Origin of the sequence: Chryseobacterium proteolyticum, assembly GCF_046591535.1 — a bacterium.
GTDB classification, from domain to species: domain Bacteria; phylum Bacteroidota; class Bacteroidia; order Flavobacteriales; family Weeksellaceae; genus Chryseobacterium; species Chryseobacterium proteolyticum.
On record NZ_JBJLWK010000003.1, the window covers coordinates 430,491 to 456,007 of the forward strand.

The 25,517-nt window shown below is 35.2% G+C and carries 24 protein-coding genes and 3 pseudogenes; 8 read left to right on the forward strand and 19 right to left on the reverse strand.

The genetic code is table 11. The annotated features are described in order from the left end of the window. Window positions 1-137: 137 nt before the first annotated feature. From ACJ5H0_RS12995 to ACJ5H0_RS13010, 4 genes are all read left to right on the forward strand, one after another. Window positions 138-1,127, forward strand: coding sequence for a hypothetical protein (locus ACJ5H0_RS12995; protein ID WP_273650346.1), 990 nt, complete (start codon window positions 138-140; stop codon window positions 1,125-1,127). 485 nt (window positions 1,128-1,612) lie between these two features. Further along, on the forward strand, window positions 1,613-2,290 hold the full coding sequence (locus ACJ5H0_RS13000) for an ion channel (protein WP_411249861.1): 678 nt from the start codon (window positions 1,613-1,615) through the stop codon (window positions 2,288-2,290). Further along, on the forward strand, window positions 2,290-2,778 hold the full coding sequence (locus tag ACJ5H0_RS13005) for a YkgJ family cysteine cluster protein (RefSeq protein WP_411249862.1): 489 nt from the start codon (window positions 2,290-2,292) through the stop codon (window positions 2,776-2,778). Before ACJ5H0_RS13000 ends, ACJ5H0_RS13005 begins: the two co-directional genes overlap by 1 nt. Window positions 2,779-2,897: 119 nt before the next feature. Continuing rightward, window positions 2,898-3,218, forward strand: coding sequence for a hypothetical protein (locus ACJ5H0_RS13010; protein ID WP_411249863.1), 321 nt, complete (start codon window positions 2,898-2,900; stop codon window positions 3,216-3,218). A 254-nt stretch (window positions 3,219-3,472) separates the two neighbouring features. On the opposite strand, the gene gdhA is transcribed toward ACJ5H0_RS13010, so the two are convergent. From gdhA to ACJ5H0_RS13025, 3 genes and pseudogenes are all read right to left on the reverse strand, one after another. Then, window positions 3,473-4,831: an NADP-specific glutamate dehydrogenase gene (gene gdhA, locus ACJ5H0_RS13015; protein WP_172281957.1), complete on the reverse strand. Its 1,359-nt coding sequence runs from the start codon at window positions 4,829-4,831 to the stop codon at window positions 3,473-3,475. 191 nt (window positions 4,832-5,022) lie between these two features. After that, entirely contained in the window at window positions 5,023-6,132 is a 1,110-nt protein-coding gene (dprA, locus tag ACJ5H0_RS13020; RefSeq protein ID WP_411249864.1) for a DNA-processing protein DprA, read from the reverse strand. 34 nt (window positions 6,133-6,166) lie between these two features. Continuing rightward, window positions 6,167-6,935 (reverse strand): annotated as a pseudogene (locus ACJ5H0_RS13025) (rhomboid family intramembrane serine protease). Between the two features lie 302 nt (window positions 6,936-7,237). Here ACJ5H0_RS13025 and ACJ5H0_RS13030 point away from each other — a divergent pair. Next, window positions 7,238-8,129 (forward strand): annotated as a pseudogene (locus ACJ5H0_RS13030) (DUF3078 domain-containing protein). 67 nt (window positions 8,130-8,196) lie between these two features. Here ACJ5H0_RS13030 and sufD read toward each other — a convergent pair. The 5 genes from sufD to ACJ5H0_RS13055 form a co-directional block, all read right to left on the reverse strand. Continuing rightward, on the reverse strand, window positions 8,197-9,504 hold the full coding sequence (gene sufD / locus ACJ5H0_RS13035; protein WP_172282427.1) for a Fe-S cluster assembly protein SufD: 1,308 nt from the start codon (window positions 9,502-9,504) through the stop codon (window positions 8,197-8,199). A gap of 125 nt (window positions 9,505-9,629) precedes the next feature. Next, complete coding sequence (sufC, locus tag ACJ5H0_RS13040; protein ID WP_172281980.1) at window positions 9,630-10,373, reverse strand: Fe-S cluster assembly ATPase SufC; 744 nt, start codon at window positions 10,371-10,373, stop codon at window positions 9,630-9,632. A gap of 18 nt (window positions 10,374-10,391) precedes the next feature. Beyond that, window positions 10,392-10,901 (reverse strand): GNAT family N-acetyltransferase, encoded by a 510-nt coding sequence (locus ACJ5H0_RS13045; RefSeq protein WP_273650352.1) that lies wholly within the window; start codon window positions 10,899-10,901, stop codon window positions 10,392-10,394. Window positions 10,902-10,903: 2 nt separating this feature from the next. Then, a complete protein-coding gene (gene sufB, locus ACJ5H0_RS13050) occupies window positions 10,904-12,352 on the reverse strand; it encodes a Fe-S cluster assembly protein SufB (protein ID WP_172281983.1) in 1,449 nt (482 codons plus the stop codon). A gap of 84 nt (window positions 12,353-12,436) precedes the next feature. After that, window positions 12,437-12,766: a HesB/IscA family protein gene (locus ACJ5H0_RS13055; RefSeq protein ID WP_172281985.1), complete on the reverse strand. Its 330-nt coding sequence runs from the start codon at window positions 12,764-12,766 to the stop codon at window positions 12,437-12,439. A 211-nt stretch (window positions 12,767-12,977) separates the two neighbouring features. Between ACJ5H0_RS13055 and ACJ5H0_RS13060 the strand changes: the two genes are divergently transcribed. Genes ACJ5H0_RS13060 through ACJ5H0_RS13070 form a run of 3 tightly spaced genes read left to right on the forward strand, consistent with a single transcriptional unit; the run spans window position 12,978 to window position 14,782 of the window. Next, window positions 12,978-13,604, forward strand: coding sequence for a GLPGLI family protein (locus tag ACJ5H0_RS13060; RefSeq protein ID WP_411249865.1), 627 nt, complete (start codon window positions 12,978-12,980; stop codon window positions 13,602-13,604). A gap of 7 nt (window positions 13,605-13,611) precedes the next feature. Next, window positions 13,612-13,917 (forward strand): hypothetical protein, encoded by a 306-nt coding sequence (locus tag ACJ5H0_RS13065; RefSeq protein WP_411249866.1) that lies wholly within the window; start codon window positions 13,612-13,614, stop codon window positions 13,915-13,917. Between the two features lie 13 nt (window positions 13,918-13,930). Further along, on the forward strand, window positions 13,931-14,782 hold the full coding sequence (locus ACJ5H0_RS13070) for a GLPGLI family protein (RefSeq protein WP_411249867.1): 852 nt from the start codon (window positions 13,931-13,933) through the stop codon (window positions 14,780-14,782). Window positions 14,783-14,831: 49 nt separating this feature from the next. Here ACJ5H0_RS13070 and ypfJ read toward each other — a convergent pair whose 3' ends face one another. From ypfJ to ACJ5H0_RS13125, 11 genes and pseudogenes are all read right to left on the reverse strand, one after another. Then, window positions 14,832-15,692, reverse strand: a complete 861-nt coding sequence (gene ypfJ / locus ACJ5H0_RS13075; RefSeq protein WP_273650355.1) for a KPN_02809 family neutral zinc metallopeptidase — start codon at window positions 15,690-15,692, stop codon at window positions 14,832-14,834. Window positions 15,693-15,796: 104 nt separating this feature from the next. Then, a complete protein-coding gene (locus tag ACJ5H0_RS13080; protein ID WP_411249868.1) occupies window positions 15,797-17,875 on the reverse strand; it encodes an LTA synthase family protein in 2,079 nt (692 codons plus the stop codon). Window positions 17,876-18,098: 223 nt separating this feature from the next. Then, window positions 18,099-18,617 (reverse strand): 6,7-dimethyl-8-ribityllumazine synthase, encoded by a 519-nt coding sequence (gene ribH / locus ACJ5H0_RS13085; protein ID WP_172281994.1) that lies wholly within the window; start codon window positions 18,615-18,617, stop codon window positions 18,099-18,101. A gap of 2 nt (window positions 18,618-18,619) precedes the next feature. Then, window positions 18,620-19,327, reverse strand: coding sequence for a YfgM family protein (locus tag ACJ5H0_RS13090; RefSeq protein WP_172281996.1), 708 nt, complete (start codon window positions 19,325-19,327; stop codon window positions 18,620-18,622). A gap of 113 nt (window positions 19,328-19,440) precedes the next feature. Then, window positions 19,441-20,451 (reverse strand): SMP-30/gluconolactonase/LRE family protein, encoded by a 1,011-nt coding sequence (locus ACJ5H0_RS13095; protein ID WP_411249869.1) that lies wholly within the window; start codon window positions 20,449-20,451, stop codon window positions 19,441-19,443. A gap of 131 nt (window positions 20,452-20,582) precedes the next feature. Next, window positions 20,583-21,146 carry a Crp/Fnr family transcriptional regulator gene (locus ACJ5H0_RS13100; protein ID WP_411249870.1) on the reverse strand — a complete coding sequence of 188 codons (564 nt, stop codon included), beginning with the start codon at window positions 21,144-21,146 and terminating at the stop codon, window positions 20,583-20,585. A gap of 31 nt (window positions 21,147-21,177) precedes the next feature. Next, window positions 21,178-21,714 carry an adenine phosphoribosyltransferase gene (locus ACJ5H0_RS13105; protein WP_411249871.1) on the reverse strand — a complete coding sequence of 179 codons (537 nt, stop codon included), beginning with the start codon at window positions 21,712-21,714 and terminating at the stop codon, window positions 21,178-21,180. Further along, a pseudogene (locus ACJ5H0_RS13110) lies at window positions 21,715-22,909 on the reverse strand (hypothetical protein). A 104-nt stretch (window positions 22,910-23,013) separates the two neighbouring features. Further along, a complete protein-coding gene (locus tag ACJ5H0_RS13115) occupies window positions 23,014-23,541 on the reverse strand; it encodes a hypothetical protein (protein ID WP_411249872.1) in 528 nt (175 codons plus the stop codon). Then, the gene (locus ACJ5H0_RS13120) at window positions 23,486-24,037 is read right to left on the reverse strand and encodes a hypothetical protein (protein ID WP_411249873.1); all 552 of its coding nucleotides are present in this window, start codon (window positions 24,035-24,037) and stop codon (window positions 23,486-23,488) included. The genes ACJ5H0_RS13115 and ACJ5H0_RS13120 overlap by 56 nt, the downstream gene beginning before the upstream one ends. Window positions 24,038-24,180: 143 nt before the next feature. Further along, window positions 24,181-25,512, reverse strand: coding sequence for a quinol:cytochrome C oxidoreductase (locus tag ACJ5H0_RS13125; protein WP_172282008.1), 1,332 nt, complete (start codon window positions 25,510-25,512; stop codon window positions 24,181-24,183). Window positions 25,513-25,517: the final 5 nt, after the last annotated feature.

Below are 25,517 nucleotides of genomic sequence, written 5' to 3' on the forward strand. Positions count from 1 at the left end.
AGTACCTGCTAGTTATCAGTCACAACTGCAATTAATAAAATATTTATAAGTGTTAAAATTATTTAATTCGCAAAAATAAGCTACTAAACAGAGCGGTTTTTGTAAATTTAATAATTAAACACTAAAAAATAATAAAGATGAGTAAAAAAATCAATTCTGTTTTAGTAATTATGTTATTGGGGATTTCTGTTTCTTGTTCAAGGGATGAAGTCAGTTCTATTGGTGATGATACAGAAAACACAAGTTATACTGATTTAAAAAGAACTTCAATGACTGAGGCAGAAATGCTTCAGAAGGGCTGGAAGATTGTAGATGAATTTAAGTTGCCGGGCAACACGAATGTGATACGTGGTATATCTGATGAAAAAAGCAAGATACCCTTTAAAGCAAATCACTTGAAGGATATGGGATATGATATCAATTTTTCAGGTGAAAAAACAAGGCTCAAAAATATTTTCGCTTATTCAGGACAAGTTCCTGACGGAATTATTTTTAATCCGGATCTATCCGTTGATGGCGATATGCGAAATACAGCAGCAAGTCCGGATGTATCTATTGTTTTAGGAACCCCTGATGTAAAAATAAAGACAGACGGAGTAGATCTACCTGATGATTCGTATACGACTGAAGCTATTAATAATGGTGACCGGGAAAGTGAGATTACAGTTACCTATTCTTATAAAAAAGGGTATTCAACCTCATGGAAACGTACGGTTTCAGGATCATTTGAAGTAGGAGCTTCGGTATCCATAGATGTTCCGTTAGTTGCCAAAGCATCTGCCAGTACAAAAGTTGTTGTGGGAGGCGATACTACAGATGGAACCGAGAGCTCGGAAGAAATTACAGAAACAAGTACATATAAAGCTATTGTACCAGCTCATTCCAAAAAAATAATTTCTGTTCTGACAAAGTTGAAAGGATCTTCGGTGGAGTATTCTGTGCCAATGAAGTTAACCGGAACTTTGCTAGCCAATTTTCCCAACCCTGCAAACGGACATTACTACTGGGCTTTTCCCGTGGAAGATTTTCCTAACTTTATTTCAAGCATACATGGAGAATCGGGTATTGTAAAGTCGGTGAGTAATGTAAGTGTAACTGTTCTTGAATCACCGGCCCAAAAAATATAGATCGATCTAAAAATAATATATAATATAGACAGGAACTGTAGAGTTCCTGTTTTTTATTAAAAATGTTAAAAAAATGAGTTATTCTATGCTTAACTTTGCTCTTTAAAAAATCAAAAAAGTAGAAAGGAAACTCGCATTCGCTAGTGTGATTGCCCGAAGATTAATAATATTAAATTAAAAAAAAGTGTGGGAATGACCCGGGGATTCAGAAAAAAAAATCCGTCAGACAAATACGGAGAACAGTGGTTTTGGCAACAATGCCTCAGGAAGATTTATCAATAAGGATGGTTTTCCGAATGTTCAGCGAACAGGAGTCAATGTTTTTAATCGGCTAAGTTGGTATCATACGATGCTTAATTTATCCACATTTCGTTTTCTTTCGTATCTGGTAATTTCTTATGTGGTGGTCAATCTTATTTTTGCATTGGTTTATTATCTGATCGGAGTACAGCATCTTACAGGAATTGATAAAAGTAATCCCCTCAATGAATTTATTGATGTGTTTTTTTTTCAGTTCGCAAACATTTACGACAGTAGGATATGGAAGAATTGCACCGGTTGGTTTTCTGGCGAGTCTGGTGGCTACTTTTGAAGCTTTTTTAGGATTGCTTACCTTTGCTATTGCAACAGGACTTTTTTATGGAAGATTTTCACGGCCCAGAGCTTACTTAAGGTTTTCTGATATTGCAGTGATTGCTCCTTTTAGAGATACATCTGCTTTAATGTTTAGGCTAGCGCCTTATAAAAATAATGCGCTTACAGATGCAGAGGTTATTGTTTCGGTAGCTATTGAAGTTATTGAAGATGGAGTTCCTAAAAGTAATTTTTACCGGTTGGAAACTCAGCTGGGTAAAATTAATACATTGGCACTTAACTGGACTGTTGTTCATAAGATTGATGAAAACTCACCGTTTTATGGCTTTTCTGAGGAAGATTTTAAAAATACAGATATTGAACTGATTGTTCAGGTTCGCGCTTTTGATGAGGTATTTTCCAATACTGTGGTTCAAAGGTCGTCTTATGTGACGGGGGAAATTATTTATGGAGCCAAGTTTGTCCCAATGTATTATCCGAATAAAGATAATCAGTCGACAATTCTGGATCTGGATAAGATTAATGAACACAAAAAAGCAGATCTTCCTGTTTTTAGCGAAAAGGACTAATGGATATAGAATTATACAGAAAACAAGCTTTACAAAAGCAAAAGGAGCATAAGAAATTTTTGGACGGATTAAAGAAAAAGCCGCCCAAAAATCTTGATTATGTTGTTCAGGAAACCCATGAAGAAGTATTTGAGAAAGTGGATTGTCTTCAATGTGCAAATTGCTGTAAAACTACCGGGCCTTTATATACAGAGAAGGATATTGAGCGCATTGCTAAGCATCTTCGAATGAAGCCTGCAGATTTTGAATCAAAATTCCTGAGGATAGATGAGGATAATGATAAGGTACTACAAAACTTACCCTGCTTTTTTCTGAATGATGATAATACGTGCTCGATATATGAAGTGAGACCTAAAGCCTGTAGGGAATATCCTCATACGGATAGAAAGAAGATTTATCAGATTAATTCGTTAATGGTAAAAAATACTGTTATTTGTCCGGCTGCGTTTGAATTTGTGGAGAGGATTATGAAAAATTTAGGAAAATAACCTATAATCAAAATTCATCTTAAAATAATATAAAGTACGTTAAATAAGACCTTTACATATAATTTAATAAAATAAATGGCGTTCTAGAAATACTAAACACCCATTTAAAATATTAGAATATGAAAAAGTTAATTTTCACAGCAGCATTTTCTTTAGTAGGAATGATTGCTGTATCAGCTCAGACTGAGACACAGAAGAAGGTTGATCCTAATCAGACTACAACCCAGACAACTCCACAAACGATGCAGTCTAATTCCAATACGACTACACCGAATCAAACATTAAGTACAGGTACAACCACTACTGTTGATACTTCGGCCAACCCAACTAAAATGACTGATGGAACAACAAGTGTTAGTACTGAAACTGCTGTTGAGGCAACAAAACCTTCTGAAGCGACTAAAGAAGAGAAGAAGACTAAGAAGAAAAAGTCGAAATAAATTGTTAAAAAGTTGAAATGAAGATCCTGAAATTATGTATTTCAGGATTTTTTTTGAGCATAAAATGTCTGGAAGCATATTATTTCCTGCCAAATGATGATGGGAGATGCACTTATCTTGTATGTTTTTTACATAAAAAAAGCATTGAATATATCAATGCTTTCTCCTTTCACTTTTTACTTTTTTCCCATTATCCCCGGGAACAGGCTATAAGAAAAAAGGCCGGGAAGATTCCCAACCTTTATATTTTTATCTTACACAACTCCTTGAGCTAACATTGCTTCTGCAACCTTCACAAAGCCGGCAATATTTGCCCCTTTTACATAGTTTACATAGCCGTCTTCCTCTTTTCCGTAGTCTCTACAAGCTTTATGGATTCCAATCATGATTTCCTTTAATCTTGCATCTACTTCTTCAGAAGTCCAGTTCAAACGAATTGAGTTTTGAGTCATTTCTAATCCTGAAGTAGCTACACCACCGGCGTTAGATGCTTTTCCAGGAGAGAATAATACTTTGCTGTCTAAGAAATAGTTGATGGCTTCTAATGTTGAAGGCATATTAGCAGCTTCAGTTACACATAAAACTCCGTTTTCAACCAATATTTTAGCATCTTCGAAATCCAATTCGTTTTGGGTTGCAGAAGGAATTGCCACATCACACTTCACTTCCCAAGGACGTTTCCCTGCATGGAATACAGCAGATGGATATTTTTTAGCATAATCCTCAGCTCTGTTATTCCCGGAAGCTCTCAATTCCAATAAGTAATCGATTTTATCTCCTTCAATACCGTCTTTATCATAAATGTATCCGTCAGGACCTGAAATGGTAACCACTTTTCCTCCTAATTCAGATACTTTTTTAATTACTCCCCACGCTACATTACCAAAACCTGAAACAGAAACTATTTTGTCTTTAAAAGTTTGGCCAATGGTTTTCAGCATTTGCTCAGCAAAATACACAACACCATATCCCGTAGCTTCAGGACGAATCAATGAACCTCCATAAGCAAGTCCTTTACCAGTAAGAACACCGGTAAATTCATTTCTGATCTTCTTATATTGTCCGAAAAGGTATCCGATTTCTCTTGATCCTACCCCAATATCTCCGGCTGGAACGTCAGTTTCAGGACCAATATGCTTGCATAATTCAGTCATGAAAGCCTGGCAGAAACGCATTACTTCCATATCTGATTTTCCTTGTGGATCAAAGTCAGAACCTCCTTTACCACCTCCCATTGGAAGAGTAGTTAATGAGTTTTTGAAAACTTGTTCAAAAGCTAAAAACTTAAGAACAGATAAATTTACTGTCGGATGGAAACGAATTCCTCCTTTGTATGGTCCGATTGCAGAGTTCATCTGAATTCTGAAACCTCTGTTTACCTGGATCTCTCCTTTGTCATCAACCCATGGAACTCTGAAAATAATAATTCTTTCAGCTTCAGCCATTCTTTCTAGAAGCTTCATTCCTGTATATTCCTTCTTTGTAGCGATAAATGGGATAACAGTAACTGCAACTTCTTTTACGGCTTGTAAAAATTCTGGCTCGTTAGGGTTTTTTGCCTCAATTTTTGCAATAAACTCCTGGATTTTCTGGTCAATATTATATTGTTCCATATATTAAGGTTGAATATTATTGCCAACAAATTTAATTTTTTTTTTCAAGATTCACAACACCTTAATTGATGATTATTGAAAATTTAATAATTATGAGGGAAAATATTATTAAATTAATAATTAGTAGTTAAATTTTATTAAAAATTAAATGTTATTTGTGAAATAATGCAATATTAAGAAATAGTTAAATTTCAAATTGCCACAAATTGTCTCCCGGAAAGTGATTTCACTTTCCCTAAAAGCTCTAATTCCAAAATTATGGGCAAAATTTTGTGTGTCGGAAGCGTAATTTGCTGGGCTAGATCATCTAAATTTATTTGTGGATTCTTTAGAATAAATTTATAGATTATATTTTGATTATCAGTTAGTTGTATGCTTGTGGAAGAATAAGGAAAAAGTTCTTCCATTTTTTCCTTCGGCTTGTTAAAACCAAGGGTATAAATAAGGTCTTTTATTGTAGAAATTATTGCTGCTTTATTTTGAGAAATGAGCTGATTGCAACCTTGGCTATGTTGATCCGTGACTTTTCCCGGGAGAGCAAAAACATCCCTGTTGTAGCCGTTTGCAAAAGTTGCTGTACTTACAGATCCTCCCCCAAAAGCGGTTTCTACCACAATTGTAGCAGGAGACAAACCCGCAATAATCCTATTTCTCTGAATGAAATTTTCTCTGTCGGGTTTCCTGGAAGAATTAAATTCTGTAAAAAGAGCCCCTCCTTCATTAATTATTCTGTCAGCCAGTTTCTTATTTTTTGACGGATATAAAGTATGGAAGCCATGGGCTAGAACACCAATCGTAGGGATTTTATGATGCAGGGATTGCTCATGGACTTCCTTATCTGCTCCCAAAGCCAGGCCACTGACCGAAACAAAATTGCAGGATTGGGCTTCATGAAAAAAGTCACTTATAAATTGTTTTCCATATGATGTGATAGTACGTGTACCCACAATACTTAATGGTTGTAAGTTTTCATTGTAGGTTCCTTTTTGGTATAAAATAGCAGGAGCGTCTTCACATTCATGGAGTAAATAAGGAAGTTCTTTCAGATGTTTTAACCTGATCTGAATACCATTACGCTCGCAAAATTTTAATTCTTTTTCTGCGAAGTGTAAATGAGACAAATTGCCAATATCTGATACGATTTTGTGACCAAATCCATCCAGCTTTTTATATTCTTTTTTGGCTTGTTCCCAGGCATTTTTAGCGCTCCCGAATGCTTTTGTGAGTTTAGAAAGATTAATGTCACCAATGAGGTTACATTCGCGTAATGCGATTGAATAAAGATGTTCTTCGGATATCATGTGTGCTTTTTATCCAAATGTAACGAATTAAGTTTTATTTTTTTCTTAATTCATCCAAATGATCCCAGATATCATCTCTTTTTTTTATACGGCAGTTCTAAAAAGTCTTCAGGGTGATTTTCTTTATATTCCTGCCAAAGTTTGTCATCTTTTTCGCTATAATAATTGGGGAATTCCCAGATATATCTTTTCTTTTTTTCGCCAATGTTTTTAAATGCAAATGCAATAATACTTCCTACAACAGCTCCCGATAGATGGGCTTGCCATGATATTTTACTCGGTTCCTGAAGATTGTAAAATAGTTCCTCCGGAAACATTCCCCAAACTAAACTGCCATAATAAAGTACGACCAGTAAAGAAATGGTGAGAAGCTTCATATTCCATTTGAAGACCCCGCTGAAAAAGAGGAAAAAAGCTAGAACATAAACAATACCGCTCGCTCCAATTGTACATGTGTACATATATTCTCCTGTAAGAATATCTATGGGCGGAAGTAACCATAACAGCAAACCTGTTGCAAGCCAGCCTATGACAAATACTTTATTAGCCACTAACGGGTAAAACTGATATAGAAGAAACATCAATACGGCGATCGGAATTGAATTGCTAATGATATGATCCATATTTCCATGCAGAAGGGGAGACGTAATTATTCCAAGCAAGCCTTCAGGTAGCAGAGGTATAATAGCTCCAAAACAGCTTTGAAAAAAGCCCTGTGTCTGTAAAAAGTACCCCAGCCACATTGCTGAAAGCATCAGCAGTGGATTTATGATAGCTTTTCTGGAAATTGCGTTTTTAAACATGAAGAGATAATGTCAAATCAAAAGCCAATAATAAATTTCGGAAATTTTGGCGATGATTTCCAGATACGAAGTTTTTTTTACGACAAAAGGTAATGATTTTTATCAAGATTTAAATTTTAAAGAAATATAAAAGATTTGATTGCCTGAAAGTGGCTCGGTTTTCGTATGTTAAAGGATAATTTGTGAACAAAACAGGCTACCTGCTTTATAAATTATGGGTTCACACAAATTATATTTTATACTTTTGTAATTGAAAAATTTTTTATTATATGAAGAAGTTTTTATTGCTTGTCGGTATTTCAATGCAGTTTTTTGTAAATGCTCAGGACATAAAAAAAAGATTCAATCGTTGTAGACACTGTTAAACATTGGTCGGTTTTAGGTAAAAATACATTAATGTTCAATCAGGCCGCTTTTTCAAATTGGGTTGGTGGAGGAGCCAACAATGTTGGCTGGCTTGCAGGTATCGATTATAATCTTACTTATGAAAAAGATAAGGACCTATGGGAAAACATTATTATCATGGGTTATGGACAGAATAATACAAAAGGAGTAGGAACAAGAAAGACACAGGATGTTCTCAATATTTCTACCAACTATGGAAGACAGTTTTCTAAAAGCTGGTATATTTCTTCCGGGGCAAGCTTACAGTCTCAATTTTCAGCAGGATATGAAGACGGGAATAACCCGGAAGCAAAGAAAATCTCTAATTTCATGGCTCCGGGATACTTTAACATGGGTTTGGGGGTTACTTACAGGCCAGATGATAATCTGACGGTAACATTGCGCCCGGTCAATGCAAGATGGACGTTTGTTCTGGATCCTGACCTCCAGAAAGCGGGAAATTATGGCTTAAAAGCAGATGGCGACAGTTCTCTTCTGCAATTTGGTTTTTTAGGGAATGCTGTCTACAAAATTAAACTTATGGAGAATATTAATCTGACTAATACTGCATCGGTATTTTCAAATTACCTAGATCATCCGGATAGACTTGTTCTCGCTTATGGAGCAGTTGTCAATTTAAAAATCAACAAATATATTTCTTCCAATATTACGGTGGATGTACTCTATGACCATAATCAAATCCAAAAGACACAGCTTAAACAGACTTTAGGAATTGGTATTGCCTATACTGTGAATAACGGGGTGAAGAGATCGGACAGGAAAGATAATCAATGGTGGATCAAGAAATAGAGAAACTATATATCATAATAAAAAAAGCACTTCATACGAAGTGCTTTTTTGGTATCAATTTATTTTCTTAGAATTCAATGTCTACTTCTAATTTCTCAGCCAATAATCTGGAAATTTTTTCTTTTAAAGGTTCAATATCAATGTTTTGCATGGCATCATTGGCAAATGCATATAATAATAATGCCTGAGCTTCTTTTTTAGAGATTCCTCTTGCTCTCAGATAGAATAATGCGTCGTCATTCAGCTGACCTACAGTACAACCATGTGAACACTTTACATCATCTGCAAAGATTTCCAATTGAGGCTTTGTATCAATACTTGCTCCCTCGCTTAGCAAAACATTATTATTTTGCTGATAAGCATTGGTTTTTTGAGCTATTTTATCAACGAAAACTTTTCCGTTGAATACACCATGTGCCTTATCTTTAAATATCCCTTTATAGTTTTGATAACTTTCACAATTCGGCTGATTATGGTGAACTGCAGTATGGTGATCCACCAACTGATCTTTTCCGATAATCGTAATCCCGTTCATAAATGAATTGATATTCTGTCCGTTATGAATGAAATCGAGATTGTTTCTTACCAGTTTTCCTCCAAAAGAAAACGTGTTTACAGTTGTTAAACTATCTTTTTCCTGTTTTGCAAAAGTGTTGTCAATCAGATAAGAAGTGTCATTATCATTCTGAAGCTTATGCCAGTCTGCTTTTGCATTGGGATAAGTGAAAATTTCAGTTACTGAATTTGTTAATACAAAAGTATCATCAAAATTATGGTGACTTTCAATAATTTCCACTTTTGCTCCGTCTTCTACGATAAGCAGGTTTCTTGTGTTGTAGAAGGTGTTTTCCTCTTGATTTTGTGAAAGATAGAAAACGTGGATAGGTTTTTCAATAACTACATTTTTAGGAACTTTCAGGAAGAACCCGTATTTGCAATAAGCAAGATTCAGGTCCGTGAAAGCTGATTTTTCTGCAGCAATTGTATTAAAGTATTTATCAAATACTTCTTTATGCTTTTCATCATTCAAAGCATAGTTGAAGGACAAAAACTCTACATTCTCAATAGAAACTTTTGATAATTCTTTATGAAGTTTACCATTCACAAAAACAATCCAGTCAAAATTTTCTTCACCAAGATGCAATTGCTCCAATTGTTCTTTAGTAATATTGTGACCTTCTTTAGGGAAAAAATTATAGTTTTTTTCCGTGATCTCTTTTAGGTTGGTATATTTATATTCTTCGTCTTTTTTGGTTGGAAAACCAATACTTTCGAACGCCCGAAGAGCTGACTTTCTATCTTCATCCAGAAATCTGTGACGAAGACTTTCCAAAAACTCATCGTGGTTGTCAATAATTTGATCGTATAAAGCCATTACTGAAATTTCGGCCATCACACCTTTTTTATGTATTTAAAAATTGTATTACCATTGCGGTTTTTCCGCTTGACTTTTAGTAATGATTGATAAAATCGGTACTAAAAATATTTCTTCTTATCTAATTAGTTAAGAAGCCAATCGTAACCTTTTGCTTCCAATTCTAAAGCAAGAGATTTGTCACCAGTCTTTATAATTTTACCGTTAGCCAGTACATGAACAAAGTCCGGTTGGATATAATTAAGCAATCTTTGATAGTGGGTAATCAAAAGAACTGCATTTCCTTCGTTTTTAAAGTAATTTACTCCATCTGCAACGATTCTTAAAGCATCAATATCCAATCCTGAATCTGTCTCATCAAGAATAGCTAATTTTGGATTAAGCATCATCATCTGAAAGATCTCATTTCTCTTCTTTTCACCTCCCGAAAACCCTTCGTTTAATGATCTTGAAAGGAAATCTTTTTTAATTCCAAGTTTTTCAGATTTTTCACGAATCATAGCAAGCATTTCTTTTGCCGGCATTTCTTCGAGTCCGTTTGCTTTTCTGTTTTCGTTTAAAGCAGCTTTAATAAAGTTAGTAACAGAAACTCCAGGAATTTCTACCGGATACTGAAAAGAAAGGAATATTCCTTTGTGCGCTCTTTCTTCAGGAGCATCCTCATTGATGTTTTCGCCCTCAAAAATAATTTCACCTTCTGTAACCTCATAATCTTCTTTTCCTGCGATAATAGAAGAAAGGGTAGATTTTCCTGCTCCGTTAGGCCCCATAATAGCATGGACTTCACCTGGTTTTATTTCAAGATTGATACCTTTTAAAATTTGTGCGCCATCTTCAATTCTGGCGTGTAAGTTTTTTATTTCTAACATTTTATTTGCTTAAACAAATTATTTTTGAATTCTATATACTAAACTTTCCGGCTGATCCGGGACATCATTAAGTTTTCCTGTCTGCTCCATTCCTGCTTTCTCCAATACTTTGATGGAAGCTATATTGTTAGGACGCACAACACCAAAAATTTCCTTTTCATTTAAATCACTAAAACCGAAGTCTATTGTCTTTTTTGAAAATTCTGTTGCATATCCTTTTCCCCAAGCTTCGGGAGCAAAGCGATATCCCAGATTTAATTTTTCTGTCTCACCATACATTTTATAGCTTAACCCTCCAAAACCAATGATTTTTTCCGGATTTTCTTTTTCTGAAACAGCCCAGGCTCCAAAATTATTTTGTTCCCAGTGTTCCAGCATCCTATTAAATGTACTTGTAGCCTTTTCAAGGCTCATTGGTCCATTGGGATTATATAAATTAGTCTGCGGATCATTATTAATTTCAAAAAATCTTTCAAAATCGTCTTTTTCAGGTTTTCTTAAAATCAATCTTTCCGTAGTTTCCTTCATAATTACCCTACCGAACCTTCTAATGATATCTCTAATAATTTCTGGGCTTCAATGGCAAACTCCATTGGAAGTTTATTTAAAACTTCCTTACTGAACCCATTTACAATCAAAGCAATAGCCCTTTCTGTATCAATCCCTCTCTGATTGCAATAGAAGATCTGATCTTCCCCAATTTTTGAAGTAGTAGCTTCATGTTCCAGCTGTGCAGTCGGGTCTTTGATCTCAATATATGGGAAAGTATGCGCACCGCACTCATTACCCATCAGTAATGAATCACACTGTGAAAAGTTTCTTGCTCCTTTTGCAGAAGGCATTACTTTTACCTGCCCTCTATATGAGTTCTGAGATTTTCCTGCTGAAATACCTTTGGAAATAATCGTTGATTTCGTATTTTTTCCGATGTGGATCATTTTAGTTCCTGTATCAGCATACTGGTGATTATTGGTTACCGCAATGGAGTAAAACTCACCTATTGAGCCATCTCCTTTTAAAATACAAGAAGGATACTTCCATGTTACTGCAGACCCGGTTTCAACCTGCGTCCATGAGATTTTTGCATTTTTTTCGCAAAGTCCTCTTTTAGTCACAAAATTGAATACACCTCCTTTGCCTTCTTCGTTACCCGGATACCAGTTCTGAACAGTTGAATATTTAATTTCTGCATTGTCCATTGCTATTAATTCCACAACAGCTGCATGGAGCTGATTTTCATCTCTGGAAGGAGCTGTACATCCTTCAAGATAAGAAACATAACTTCCTTCATCCGCAATAACAAGGGTTCTTTCGAACTGTCCTGTTCCAGCCTGATTGATACGGAAGTAAGTAGAAAGCTCCATCGGGCATCTTACACCTTTTGGAATATAGCAGAAACTTCCGTCAGAAAAAACCGCGGAGTTTAATGCAGAATAAAAATTATCTCCTCTTGGAACTACTTTTCCAAGATATTTTTTCACAAGGTCTGGGTGATTTTTTATCGCTTCGGAAATAGAGCAGAAAATAATTCCTTTTTCTGCCAGGGTTTCCTGAAAAGTTGTTTTTACAGAAATAGAATCGATGACGATATCTACCGCAACTCCCGAAAGTCTTTTTTGCTCTTCGATATTGATACCTAGCTTTTCAAATGTTTTGAGAAGCTCAGGATCCACCTCATCTAAGCTTGCTAGCTCAGGATTTTTCTTTGGAGCAGCATAATAACGGATAGCTTGGAAATCTGGTTTCTCATACTTAATATTTGCCCAGGTAGGTTCTACCATTTTAAGCCATATTCTGAAAGATTCCAAACGCCATTCTGTCATCCATTCCGGTTCTTCTTTTTTAGCAGAAATGGCACGGATGATATTCTCATCTAAACCAATTGGGAAATCTTCATAATCGATCTTAGTTTCCCAACCGAATTCATATTTTTTATTTTCTAAATCGACGCGTAAATCGTCTTCTGTATATTTACTCATTATTTTTTTTTTAGATTTCAGATGTTAGATTTCAGATTGAAGAACAGGTCTTTTATCTGATATCCAGCATCTAATGTCTTTTCTCTATAGAGAAAAACTTTCTCCACAACCACATGTTCTGGATGCATTCGGATTGTTAAAAACAAATCCTTTTCCATTCAAACCTCCTGAATATTCAAGAATTGTACCCGCTAAATAGAGGATAGATTTTTTGTCCACAACAATCTTAACATCGTTATTTTCAATAATCTGATCTGTTTCTGTTTTTTCGTTATCAAACTTTAAAACATATTCCAAACCAGAACATCCTCCACTTTTCACCCCCACTCTTATATAATCTTCAGCAGGGTCAAAGCCTTCTTCCGTCATTAGTTGGATGGCTTTTAACTTCGCTTGATCTGATACTGTTATCATTGTATTTATTTAGAATGATTTAATCTTGCAAAAATACGAACTAATTTCCGCAATCTCAAATTGAAGATATCTATTTTAATAATTCTAATCACAAGAGGATCATTATACATATGATCACTGCTATTAAAAATGGATAAATTTTCTGCGGCAAAATTAGTGATTCTGGTTCGATTTAACTTTAGACAGTATTTTTTATCTATAAAGAACTATTATGAAAAATAAATTACCGGTCTTTTTTGTGTTGTTTCTATTGTCTATGTCTTATGGACAAACGACACGTTATATTTATGAAACAGCTGTAAATCCGGATTCAATTAATCTGGTAGGGCTGAAGACTGAAAGGACTTTCCTCGATATCAAAGGCAGTCAATCGTTATTCATAAGTGAACATAAATTAGAAAGGGACTCTCTTGTGTCAAACTTTAAACGGGATGAAAGGATAAGTAATAAAAAAGAGGGTAAAGATTTTTCAAAATTAGGAATAGGAAAATCCGGGGAACAGTCTTTTTTTGATTATTATATTCTTAAAGATATTCCGGATCAAAAAGTATATTATTATGACAGAGTAGGAGGGAAGCAGATTTATTATCAGGAAGACAGACCTATACAATGGAATATAACAAATGATGTCGAAAAACAGAATGGCTATTCGTCACAAAAGGCAACTGCCAGCTTTGCTGGAAGAACCTGGACAGCGTGGTTTGCGAAAGACATCAATGTTTCTGATGGACCTTACAAATTTTCGGGGTTACCAGGATTGATTGTAAAGCTTGAAGATGATAAAGGAGATTATAAATTTGATCTCATAAAAAAAAGTTGTTGTAAAGAACTCTTTTGAAGAGCCTATGGATTCTGATGCGAGAAAAAGTTCAAGGGTCAATTTCCATGGAGATAAAGCGGCGTTGGAATTGGAGCTTAGTAAAAACAAAAGAAGTATAAACGGAGGAAATAGCGGTGGTATGCAAGGTTTTGAGGCAGGGAGACATCAGGGAGGAATGAATGGTGGTGGAAGAGACGGAATGAGAGGAGGAGGAATGCGTCGTGGAGGAACGGGAATGAATGGGGGGAACAGTGACCTTCCTGCACAAAGTTTCGGCTCTGGAAATACATCCTTTAATACAGGAAGCCAAAATCCGATCGAATTACAATAAAAATATAAAATAAATGAAAAAAATAGGAATCATAGTTTTAATACTATGTATGCAAATAACCTTTGCACAGGTGAACCGTTTTGTATATCAGGTAACTATGAAATCTGATGCTACAAATAAAAATGATGTAAAAACAGAGAATGCTTATTTGGATATCTCACAGGATAAATCTGTTTTTTATTCAGAAAACAGGATAAAAAGAGATTCGATTATACAAAATACTTTCCAAAGTGGTGGAGCGAGGGGCTTTAACAGAGATCAAATGGAAAGCTTACGGAGTAATATCAACTATACAATTGAGAAAGATAAAAAGAATCAAAAGATATATTTTAAAGACCGGTTAGGCCGTGATATGTATTCATATGAAGAGGATAGGCCGTTAAACTGGAAAATATTATCTGAGACCACAAAAATAGGAGACTATAAGGTTCAAAAGGCAGAGACCGATTTTGGGGGAAGAAAATGGACAGCCTGGTTTACTACAGATCTTCCATATCAGGATGGGCCTTATAAATTCAGCGGCCTTCCAGGCCTTATTATAAAAGTAGAAGATAATCTTGGTGATTACTCTTTTGATTTGATGAAGAATTATAAAATCGCTGCTTTCCCTACGATGAATCAGTTTGGAAATACCATTAAGGTTAAAAGGACAGATTATATCAAACAGCAGAAAAAGTTCTATGCAGATCCGGCATCGTTCATGACACAGGGCGGTGGAGGTTTTGCCCAAACCAGAATTGGGGGAGGTGGAATATCCGGACCTAGAGGGAATGGAGGTGGAAATCCTGCCGATTTCCGAAAAAGAATGGAGGAGAGAGTTAAGGACGACGCAAAGAAAAATAGTAATCCAATCGAACTGCAATAAAAAAACAGCCTGAAGAATTTTCTTCAGGCTGTTTTTTAGAGTATAGTTGTTACTTTAAAAGTTGATTAAATGTATCTCCTTGTCTGATATCCCCGGTATTATAACCTTTCATAAACCATTCCTTACGTTGGGCAGATGATCCATGAGTAAAACTTTCCTGATTAACATATCCCTGGGACCTTTTTTGAATATTGTCGTCACCTACAGCCTGAGCAGCTTCTATCGCAGAATCGATATCTCCCGGTTCCAGAATATGCCTTTCCTGATCTATGTTTTTCGCCCAGACTCCTGCGTAAAAATCGGCCTGCAATTCAGTAGCGACTGATACTCTGTTCATATCCGCTTCCGAATATCTTCCACTTCTTCTCAGTGCATCTACTTTTTGTGTGGTTCCTAACAAAGTCTGTACGTGGTGCCCGACTTCATGGGCAAGTACATAGGCTATAGTAAATTCTGTTACTTTCGCACCGAACCTTTGTTGCAACTCGTTAAAGAAGCTCATATCCATATATACTTTTTGATCTGCGGGGCAATAGAATGGTCCCATTGCTGCTTGAGCCGTACCACAACCTGATTGTGTTGTTTCTTCGAAAAGAACAATTTTCGGAGGTGTATAGGTCATTCCATTTTCCTTGAAGATCTGATTCCATGTAAGGTTATTCCAGCCACTCATCATATCTACCATTTCTCCAATTTTCTTTTCATTGGCATTTAGTTCCCTTTGCTCTGTTTGGGTAGGTGATGACATGTTGCTCCCTGAACTTAATATGCTGGAAGGATCCCCGCCTAAGAAGAAAACAATGGCTGCAATAATTAATGTTCCTAATCCTCCTCCAACGATCATACCACCGCTCCCTCCGGAACCTCGGCGGTCTTCAACGTTCCCTCCTCTATCGTCTGTCCATTTCATAGTAATTTTTTTGTGTATGTAAATTTAAAGATTTAATGCTGAAAATAAAATAAGAGGACTATAAAATCCTCTTATGTATTTACTATATTGATATCTGCAATACATTAGCGATTAAGCTGGTTTGTTTTTAGCCAATATGAAGTCGACTGATAGGCGGAAATTGCATCGTCAACAATTTTTTGATCCGGCTTTTTTAAAGGATTTTCATCATAATAAATGCTAAATTCCGGAGTAAGTTTATCCTTCTTTTGGGAAAGGGAATATTGCTTTATCTTTTTAACAGGAGAAATTACCGTTAAATATCCGTCTTTTACAAACCCCAGATCCTGATAAGTGGCAATATATGCTTTAGGCTGAAATTCTTTTTTGAGAACATCCTGACCCAGGAACTTCGATTGATAGCTGAAGTTGAGTAATCCCAAAACAGTTGGCATAAGATCTATTTGTGACATAAGCTTATCAAATTTTACAGGCTGGATAAAATCTTCTGAAAAAACCATTGCGGGAATTCTGTATTTGTCCATAGGTAATTCCGTACTTCCTGCACTTGAAGCACAGTGGTCAGCTACAATAACGAAAACGGTGTTTTTGTACCAATCTTGTTTTTTTGCCATCTCGAAAAACTTGCGAAGGGAGTAATCTGTATATTTTACACCTCCTTCTCTTGATTTTGCATCTCCGGGGATATCTATTCTTCCGCCCGGATAAGTGAAAGGTCTGTGATTGGAAACAGTCATCCAATGGTTAAAAAATGGTTTTCCGGATTTTGACTCTGCATTCATTACCTGAATGGCTTTTTTCGCCATATCTTCATCAGCGACTCCCCAAACGTTGGCAAAGGTTATTTCTTCCGGCTTGAAATTATTTCTGTCAACAATTCCGTATCCATTTCCGGCAAAGAAATCCTGCATATTATCAAAATAGCTGTAGCCTCCATACAGGAATTTTACATCATATCCTTTTGATTTAAAGATATTTCCTGTTGTAAATTTGTTTTTATTATTTTCTCTTTTTATGATGCTTTCTCCGGCTGTTGGCGGGATACAAAGGGTTAAGGCTTCGAGGCCCCGAACTGTTCTGTTTCCTGTTGCATACAAATTGGTAAACATCATGGATCGGTCAGCCAGACTATCCAGGAAAGGAGTTATTTTCTGATCATTTCCATAATGCTGCATAAAATCTGCAGATAAGCTTTCGATGGATATAAGAACCACGTTCTTTTTAAGTTCCGGTTGGTCGGATGTAATATTTCTTGTAAGGGCCGGTTCAGGGTATTGGCTTAAAAAATTATGTTCTGCTGTTTTTTGATCTATCTGCGGATAAAACTGAAAGTAATCTAATTCATTATGGGTAAATGCCCAGTAAAATTTCGGGAAACCATTGGCTTCGATTTCTTCTGCAAATACATTTGAGGATTTGATTTGGGTTGTGAATGTAAGAGAGAATAAGCTGATTCCGGCAAGTATTATGAAAGACGCTAATAAAACCAGTTTTTGCTTGAAGTCAGGAAGCTCCTTAAGTTCATCTTTGGTCTTTTTAAAGATAAACCATGTAACTGCAGATGTAAGTGCAAAAATAATCAGAAAGAGAGGAAGGACAGGGTAGCTTTCCATTATATTTCCGATCACTTCATTAGTATATATGAGATAATCTACCGCAATAAAATTGTATCGTAATCCAAATTCATTATAAAAGAAATATTCACTTACTGCATTAAATATGATGAGCAGTACAAATATAAATAATGTGATAAAATAGAGGATATTTCTGATTTTAATCCTTTTGGAAGGTAAAAAAAGCATTAATGCAAAGCAAAGGATCTTTACTCCAATAAAAGCAAGTGCAATTTCTGCTATAGAACCGCCATATTGTTTGAAAATATTATTAGGAATAAGAAGTATGTAGAAAAAAAGGAGCACTAAAGCTCCCAATATGATTTGTCCGTAAGGTTTTTTGTATTTTGAATCTGAAAGGAATAAAAAGTAAAGCGCCAGAAATGTACTAGCCAGTATAAACACAAAAACATCATTAGCCACACCAACTACTAAAACTTTAAGGACTTCAAAAAAACCAAAGCTTGCTGTAGTTATTGGATGGAAAAAAAACACTATCCTAATGATCAGTGATACGATAAGATAAAAGAATCCTAAGTATAAAAATGGTTTTATTTTTTGCGAATACATTCAGATTAGATATATGTTAACTTTTACAAAGATAGTTTTTATGCACAGTTTTTCAAGAGAAAAAATAAAAACAGGTAGTTTGTTGTATTTTTTATAATAAATTAAATTATTCTTAAGTTAAATTCTCTATAAGCTGTAGCCTCAAATTGGTTCCTAAACCTAGGCACAGAAAAAGGGACTATCATTTGACGTCCCTTTATATTCTCTAAGAAAAAGAGATATGCTAAGAATGGCCAAAGCCAATGTTCCCTTTTTTATCTGATAAATTCTTTTTGAAATCTATCATTCTTAAGGCTGTAACGGCTGCTTCTACGCCCTTATTTCCCAAATCTCCACCGCTTCGCGCAATCGATTGCTCTTTGGTGTCATCGGTAAGAACACAAAAGATGGTTGGGGTATCTGTTAAAATATTACAATCTTTAATTCCCTGAGCTACCGCAGAAGATACAAAGTCGAAGTGTGGAGTTTCTCCACGGATAATACATCCTATTGCAATCACAGCATCGAATTTTCTTTCTTTGCAAAGCTGCATACTTGCATAATTTAACTCGAAGGCTCCCGGCACCGAAAACAACTTTATATTTTCTGTTTTTACTCCTTCTTTTTCAAGGATTTCTAAAGCTGCATCACGAAGATTGTAAGTTACAAAGTCATTCCACTCAGAAAAAACAATGCCGATAGAAAAATCTTCGGCATTGGTTATATGAAGTGGCTTGTAATCGGAAAGATTAACTGTTGCCATTTTTAATAATATTTAGTCATTTCAATATAAGAATCAGACATTCCGTTATCGTAGTCCTGATATTTCTCGTCAATAGTTGAGAAGTATTTTTTTGCATCTGCATTTTTCTTTAATCCTAATGCAACAATACCTGCTTTTCTTGTAAAGTAGTAAGAAGTATAAGGATCTGAAGATGCTGTTGCTGCCTTGTCTAATAATGCTAAAGCTTCATCATTTTTATTAAGACCGGATTTAGCATCAGCCATGGCACCATACTTCATAGCCATCAATGTTTTATTATCTGAAGAAAACTGATCCAAAAGATCATATGCTTCCTGAAATTTTCCTTCTTTGAATTTTAACAAACCGGCATTATATCCTGCAAGCTTACCGATATCTGTAGAAGAAAAATCATTATAAGTTCCAATAAAACCTGGATTAGCAGCAGATTTACCTCCTAAAGCTTCTTTATCTTTACCTTCGGTAAGGTTTTTCTGAGCGGCAAGGAATGTCTTTACTGCTTCGGCATTTTGAGGAGCAACAACAAATTGCTTATAGGCGAAAAATCCTAAAACTCCTAAAATCAAAGCCCCAAAAACAATACCTAATGGTTTTGAGTACTTTTCAAGGAATCTTTCTGTATTTAAAGCCTCTCTGTCAAGATCTTTAAAAAATTCCACTGTTTCTTTACCTTCTTGCTCTTTCTGAGCATTCTTTGCAAGTTTTGCCATAAATTCTTAAAAATTGAATTGCAAATTTAATTGTTTCTGAATGATTTACAAAATATAAATTATGAATATTAGTTTTTGTGGCCTTAAATGTCAAAAGATTCTGGGCTTTGTTTTTAAAACTTCAATTTAAATATTTTGTAACTGCTTCTTTTTTCTTTAGGTAAGTGTATTTGAGAAGTTGTAAAGTAGAGATTCCCTTGGGTGTCAAAAGCAAATGAATCAGGCCATTTTATAGCATCATCTTTTATTATTTCGGTAAAAACACCTTGTTTATTTATTTTACTGATTGCATTTTTCTCTAAACTACTTAGAAAAAGTTCTCCTTTCTTGTTGAATATAATCCCATCATTAGCTCCGGTTTGCGCATACTTTTCCACCTTTGTTCCCAATTCGGTATCAGAAATATTTTTATCTAATAAATATGCAACCGGTATCCTGTAGACATTTTTACCCATCAATGAGCAAAAATATAAATATCCGCTCGGTGCATCAAGTTCTATTCCGTCCGAATGCACCGGGTGTTTCCTTTCGTAACCTTCTATTATAATCTTATCTACTTCGGTTAAGGTAGAGTAATGATTGACAAGAACTCTTCGTACTTCGGTGGTGTTTAAATCGAACATGACAATACCACCGACCTGTGAATCTGTAAAATAAGCAATGTGATTTTTATGGTCTATTCTAAAATCATTTAAGTAAGCTTTGCTTGTTATTTTCTCGGCAGGTAAAAAGTAATTGTGGATGAGGGTATTATTTTTAAGATCAAAGCAAAATAGGCGGGCGCCTTTTGTTGTATCGGTCAAAAGCTCGTAGCCTGTATCCAAAACCCAAAGTAAGTCTTTACTATCTACATACATACTTTGAACACAAATAAACTGATTATTGTTTGATGTATTTTCTGTCCAATTGTTCCAGTGTGGGTCAGGAAAAGGGATAGTCTTTCCGTCAACAATTTCTGCAACAGAAACTGGTGTTTCTGGAGACCATCTTGGGAAATTGACAAAAACACGATTAGTTTTGGAAATGGCAATTCCGGTCCATTGTTGTGGATTTTCGGCAAAGATACTCATCTGAACTTTGCTGGTTGTTTCCTGACTATAAGCCACCACGTTTGTTATAAACAAACATAAGAAAACTATTTTTTTTTAATTTGTACATAATAACATCTATTTTTTAGTAAACTTTAGTACAAAAATGGATGTATATGGTGAAATGTAAAAGGATGATTCTCACAAATATTTTGTGACGAATCTCACTATTTAGAACCCAGACGACTTAGGGATTCTCTTGAAACTCCAATGTAAGAGGCAATTATTGTTTTCGAAACCCTTTGAAAAAGATTAGGGTATTGTGCAAGGAGAACTTCATAACGCTCCTTTATATTATCGGATAAAAGCGAAATCATTCGTTTTTGAAGAGCAACAAATCCACTGTTGGCTTTTTTTCTGAAAAAATGCTCTACTTTTTGCATTTCTTTACACAGTTTTTCCCGGTTTTCATAAGATAAACAAAGGAGCTCTGTATTTTCGAGGCAGTCTACGTTAAATATGGCTTTTGTATGTGTGAAATAAGCTTGATAATCTGTGATCCACCAATTTTCCATCGCAAACTGTATAATGTGTTCCTTTTCTTTTTCATCAGTATAGGAAGCTTTCAATAATCCTTTTTTCACCCAATATGTGTGATTAACAGAATCGTCTTTTTGAATGAGGAACTGATGTTTTTTTAATTTTTTTATTGTAAAGTGAGAAAGAATGTAAGCAAATTCATCATCAGTCAAATCAATTATTTCTTCGAAATGTGCTCTCAGGTTTTCCATTACAGGTTTTTGATTCTGACAGTATGATATTTTAGTATTCTAATATATGATAGATTTCCGCATTGAATTTACGTAGTTTTTCATCGCCTTTTAAATCTTTCAAAACAGATAAAAAGCTGAACTGGGCTACTGTTGCACCTTGTTTCTCTACCAATTTTGCTGCTGCTTCTGTTGTACCACCTGTTGCAAGCAAATCATCATGGATGAGGACTCGCTGTCCTTTTTTGATCTGACCTTCACGTGTTTCAATTTCTGCACTTCCATATTCCAGATTATATTTTTCAGAAACAATAGGAGGGGGTAGCTTTCCTTTTTTCCTGATCAGGATAAATGGAACTTCAAGGGCTACAGCAATAGCAATCCCGAAAAGATAACCACGGCTTTCAATTCCACAAACAGCATCTATTTTTCCTTTACTGAATTTCACAAGATCTTCAATAACGTCTTCATATAACTTTGGATTTAGAAAAATTGGTGAAATGTCTTTAAACTGTATTCCCGGAATAGGAAAGTCAGGAACATTTTCAATAGTATTTTCCAGTTGCTTAATTAATTCCTTTGAGGCCATTTATGGGTTTATTTTGTAGCTGGAAATTTTCCAGTCACCATTTACATTTTTAAGTCCGAAAGTTACTTTTAGAGAAGTGGTTTTTCCATTCTTATCGGTAACATCATAAGTTGCATTCACACTAGAGCTGTTTGCGTTTGTAGCATTGGTTGTAATGTTTTTTACACTTACATTTTTTACAGATCCAAATCCGGAAGTAGGATTTGAAAATGATTCATAGCTTCCCCAACTTGGATTGTTTGAAGCATCAAAAGCAGCTTTAAGGTTTTGTGAACTTACATTATTTAAGAATTTACTTACTGTATTTTTTGGATCTGCAGCAGGTTGTTTAGGAGTTGCCGGAGATGTTGATGCAGACGGATCTGTAGAAACAGGTGCTGTTCCTGTAGGATTATTTGGATCAATTACAGCATTAGGATCCTGATTTACTACTGTAGAATCTGTTTTAGGAGGAGCCGGAACTTTCAAAGCTGAAGGGTTAACTTCAAGTCCTATTTTAGACATTTTGAATGTTTTTGCAGTTGTCTTAACAGACACCGTGATATCTATTTTATTGTCCACAACTTTTGAAGCGAGAAGAGATGAAAACTTTAAATTGAAACCTTTAAAGTTGTTATCAGTCATTAGATTTTTAGCGGTAGAGAGCTTTACTCCATTACTGAAAACTTCCAGGGTTGTTTCTAATCCAGCTCCTGTAAAAGTAACAGGATTACCGGCGTTATCCACAAGCTTTGGGATAATTTGTATAGCAGTGGCTCCGTTTCCATCGTCAGCTGATGGTCTCGTTATAATACTTAATGAATTTGCTTTTACATCATTGGGATCTGTCTCTTTTGCTTTTTCGTCACCGAAGATATTCATTTCTCCTAATGACGGAGGAGCGGTACTTGCCCATTCGATATTATTTTTTTGAGCAACTTCATCTGCCATTGCCATAATTTCAGGAACTTTTTTTTCCGTCGATCAACTTACCAAGAGCTTTTACCTCATTGATGTCACCATCAGCATCTACACCAAAGGTTTTAAGGATATAAAGCGCCTCATTAAACTTGATTTGTTTAATGGTAGACAGACTTGAAGCCATGTCATTGATACTTGACTGTAAAGTTTTTGTACTCGTAGCATCTACATGATCTTTCTTGCATGCTGTAAAAAGCAATAAACTAAAAATAAGTAGAAGAGAAAACTTTTTCATTTTAATTGAGTTTGATACAAATTTAGTAAAACCTTTATGAATAGAAATTTTTATTTTTTATTTCTTCTTCATTTTAGCTGATTTTAGTATCAAATCATCCTGTTCTATGGGTTGTATTTGTTAGGCTGTTCTTTTAGATCTCCTTTAAAGAATGAGCTGAAAATGCTTTGCATATTTGGAAATGAGGCGTCCTGCCAAAAAGATATTTTGTAATTGCTGTTATCTTTATCAAATCTTACTTTATTGGTATCGTTATCATTTTCGAAGCTGAATTCGGTTGGATAGAAATTAGAATACACTATGATTTGATTGTAATCTGGCTCACTTTTATGTTTTAATTTAACAAAGGTGCGCTCATTGTATTCTAGAAAATCTCTTAAACCTTTTGATGATCCCTTTTCAAATGTGAGATTAAGGATTGTCCTGATATCATAAAACCGGAATCCAAGAAATGCGAATTCTTTCTCCTGTAAAACACCGCCGGAAATTTCGATCTGGTCTTTCCTGTCTCCTTTTAATTCTTTTATTTCAGTAATTTTTGTTTTATAATCTTCTGGATTTCCCAAGTGCTTAAGCTTAGGAAGATTCAGCGAGTTCCCATAATCCCATGATGAAGTTTGTTTTTTTTTCATTTTTAGGATCTTCCAGACGATAGATTCTGTACTGCTGAACATTTGTACTTTTCAGCTTTTTACTTTTATTGTCAAAAATATAGGTAATTATTCCATCCGCATATGCATTAAGCTTATTATTAACCGTAACATAAGAGTTGAAATTTCCTTTGATGAAAATGTATTTAGCCGGTTTATTATTTTTGATCACGACTGTCTCAATTTCCTTTATCCGATCATTGAGTTTTATAATGTCGTGGTCAATTTCTGTGTAGGATAGTGTTGCTACGGAAAAATTGTCGTAAACCAATTGAAATTTTTCCTGAGAGGGATCCAATGCTTTTTTGTCTATTTTACCATCAATATCTGAATAGGCTAGGATGCTTCCATCTTTTCCAAAGACAGATACTTTTGGCAAGGGTCTATTGTCCTTTTCAGAAACAAAAGTTATCGTCTGTGAATGCATGAAACTAAAGATGAGCAGGAATATGATCTGTAATACATAATTTTCCTTCATAATAAAAGCTGTTTAATGGTTTGTATTCATATATAAAGACACCGGATTTTGAAAATAGTTGCCTGATACATCAATTATAATCATAAAAAAAGACTGATTATTTAATAATCAGTCTTTTATAGTTTTTATTTTGTTACAAGTCCTTAGAAAGGATACTCATAAATTTCAGATTCATGTAAGAATGGGTTTCCTGTAGGAATCAATTTAAGTTTAGATAATGCAGTCATTACAGTAAACATAAATAACCCAACAATGAATAGGATAGATCCTAAGATCAGGATGAATACTTCAGGAGTATTCCAGTATGGTCCTACTGTTCCCGGCATTACCATATTGAAGTAATCTAGAATGTGTCCAAGGATTACAACTACTGCCATTGTAGTAACTACTTTATAGTTTCTCTTGATACTGCTGCTTACTAATACCAATAAAGGTAATAAGAAGTTAATGATCAACATTGGAAGGAAAGTAGGTGAGTAGTGTTGGAATCTTCCAAAGAAGTAATTAACCTCTTCCGGTACGTTGGCATACCAGTAAAGCATGAACTGTGCAAACCATGTATATGTCCAAAGCATACTTGTTGCGAAAAGGAATACTCCAAGATCGTGTAAGTGGTTATCATTGAACTGTGGTAAGAAACCGTTCTTCTTAAGGTATACACTGATTAGGATGATTACTGCAATACCACTAGACAGGCAGCTAACCATAGAATACCAGATATACATTGTAGAATACCAGTGAGGGTCAATAGACATCAACCAATCCCAAGCCCATGCAGCTGAACAGAATCCAAAGAATACAATATATCCTACTGCCCATCTGTAAAGCATTTGGTAGTCGATTCTTGATTTAGTTTCATCTACTTTCTTTGAAACAGCTTTTAATTTCCATGCGAAGAATGATGCTCCGATTACATACAAGAACGTTCTGAACGCATAGAAAGGGATATTTAAGAATCTTTTTTTCTCGAATAAGATCACATCAAAGTGCGGAGAATCAGGGTTTGTTAACTCCGGATCCATCCAATGGAAAAGGTGACCATTGTGAGAAATGTTTAATAGCATAAGGATGATCAAAATAGCTCCCCCGTATGGAATATAAGAAGCAATAGCTTCCATTACTCTTGTAATGATAATTGGCCAACCTGCGTGAGCTGCATGCTGAATACAGTAGAAAAATAATACTGCACAACTTACTCCGAAGAAAAATACAGCTACAAAGTGTAGTGATGCCAACGGCTGGTTGTGAACCTGCAATTCTGCGTGTTCCAAATGGGCAGCGTGGTCCTGAGGTCCTACCATTTCACTTGAATGTGTAGGAGCATTGTGACCTGAAGCATGAACAGCTTCCATCATCTGTTCAATTTTCTCTGTGCTGATTCCTTTATTCAAGAAAAAACCAATACCAAATAGAACTAAACCTACAACAAGCAGTATTATAGAAATTGATTTTAATTTTGGTGAAAAAGTATACATTTCTT

Coding starts and splice junctions, on each gene's coding strand:
- ACJ5H0_RS12995 (WP_273650346.1), top strand. CDS start 138: ATGAGTAAAAAAATCAATTCTGTTTTAGTAATTATGTTATTGGGGATT.
- ACJ5H0_RS13000 (WP_411249861.1), top strand. CDS start 1,613: ATGAATTTATTGATGTGTTTTTTTTTCAGTTCGCAAACATTTACGACA.
- ACJ5H0_RS13005 (WP_411249862.1), top strand. CDS start 2,290: ATGGATATAGAATTATACAGAAAACAAGCTTTACAAAAGCAAAAGGAG.
- ACJ5H0_RS13010 (WP_411249863.1), top strand. CDS start 2,898: ATGAAAAAGTTAATTTTCACAGCAGCATTTTCTTTAGTAGGAATGATT.
- gdhA (WP_172281957.1), bottom strand. CDS start 4,831: ATGGAACAATATAATATTGACCAGAAAATCCAGGAGTTTATTGCAAAA.
- dprA (WP_411249864.1), bottom strand. CDS start 6,132: ATGATATCCGAAGAACATCTTTATTCAATCGCATTACGCGAATGTAAC.
- sufD (WP_172282427.1), bottom strand. CDS start 9,504: ATGGCTTTATACGATCAAATTATTGACAACCACGATGAGTTTTTGGAA.
- sufC (WP_172281980.1), bottom strand. CDS start 10,373: ATGTTAGAAATAAAAAACTTACACGCCAGAATTGAAGATGGCGCACAA.
- ACJ5H0_RS13045 (WP_273650352.1), bottom strand. CDS start 10,901: ATGAAGGAAACTACGGAAAGATTGATTTTAAGAAAACCTGAAAAAGAC.
- sufB (WP_172281983.1), bottom strand. CDS start 12,352: ATGAGTAAATATACAGAAGACGATTTACGCGTCGATTTAGAAAATAAA.
- ACJ5H0_RS13055 (WP_172281985.1), bottom strand. CDS start 12,766: ATGATAACAGTATCAGATCAAGCGAAGTTAAAAGCCATCCAACTAATG.
- ACJ5H0_RS13060 (WP_411249865.1), top strand. CDS start 12,978: ATGAAAAATAAATTACCGGTCTTTTTTGTGTTGTTTCTATTGTCTATG.
- ACJ5H0_RS13065 (WP_411249866.1), top strand. CDS start 13,612: ATGGATTCTGATGCGAGAAAAAGTTCAAGGGTCAATTTCCATGGAGAT.
- ACJ5H0_RS13070 (WP_411249867.1), top strand. CDS start 13,931: ATGAAAAAAATAGGAATCATAGTTTTAATACTATGTATGCAAATAACC.
- ypfJ (WP_273650355.1), bottom strand. CDS start 15,692: ATGAAATGGACAGACGATAGAGGAGGGAACGTTGAAGACCGCCGAGGT.
- ACJ5H0_RS13080 (WP_411249868.1), bottom strand. CDS start 17,875: ATGTATTCGCAAAAAATAAAACCATTTTTATACTTAGGATTCTTTTAT.
- ribH (WP_172281994.1), bottom strand. CDS start 18,617: ATGGCAACAGTTAATCTTTCCGATTACAAGCCACTTCATATAACCAAT.
- ACJ5H0_RS13090 (WP_172281996.1), bottom strand. CDS start 19,327: ATGGCAAAACTTGCAAAGAATGCTCAGAAAGAGCAAGAAGGTAAAGAA.
- ACJ5H0_RS13100 (WP_411249870.1), bottom strand. CDS start 21,146: ATGGAAAACCTGAGAGCACATTTCGAAGAAATAATTGATTTGACTGAT.
- ACJ5H0_RS13105 (WP_411249871.1), bottom strand. CDS start 21,714: ATGGCCTCAAAGGAATTAATTAAGCAACTGGAAAATACTATTGAAAAT.
- ACJ5H0_RS13115 (WP_411249872.1), bottom strand. CDS start 23,541: ATGAAAAAAAAACAAACTTCATCATGGGATTATGGGAACTCGCTGAAT.
- ACJ5H0_RS13120 (WP_411249873.1), bottom strand. CDS start 24,037: ATGAAGGAAAATTATGTATTACAGATCATATTCCTGCTCATCTTTAGT.
- ACJ5H0_RS13125 (WP_172282008.1), bottom strand. CDS start 25,512: ATGTATACTTTTTCACCAAAATTAAAATCAATTTCTATAATACTGCTT.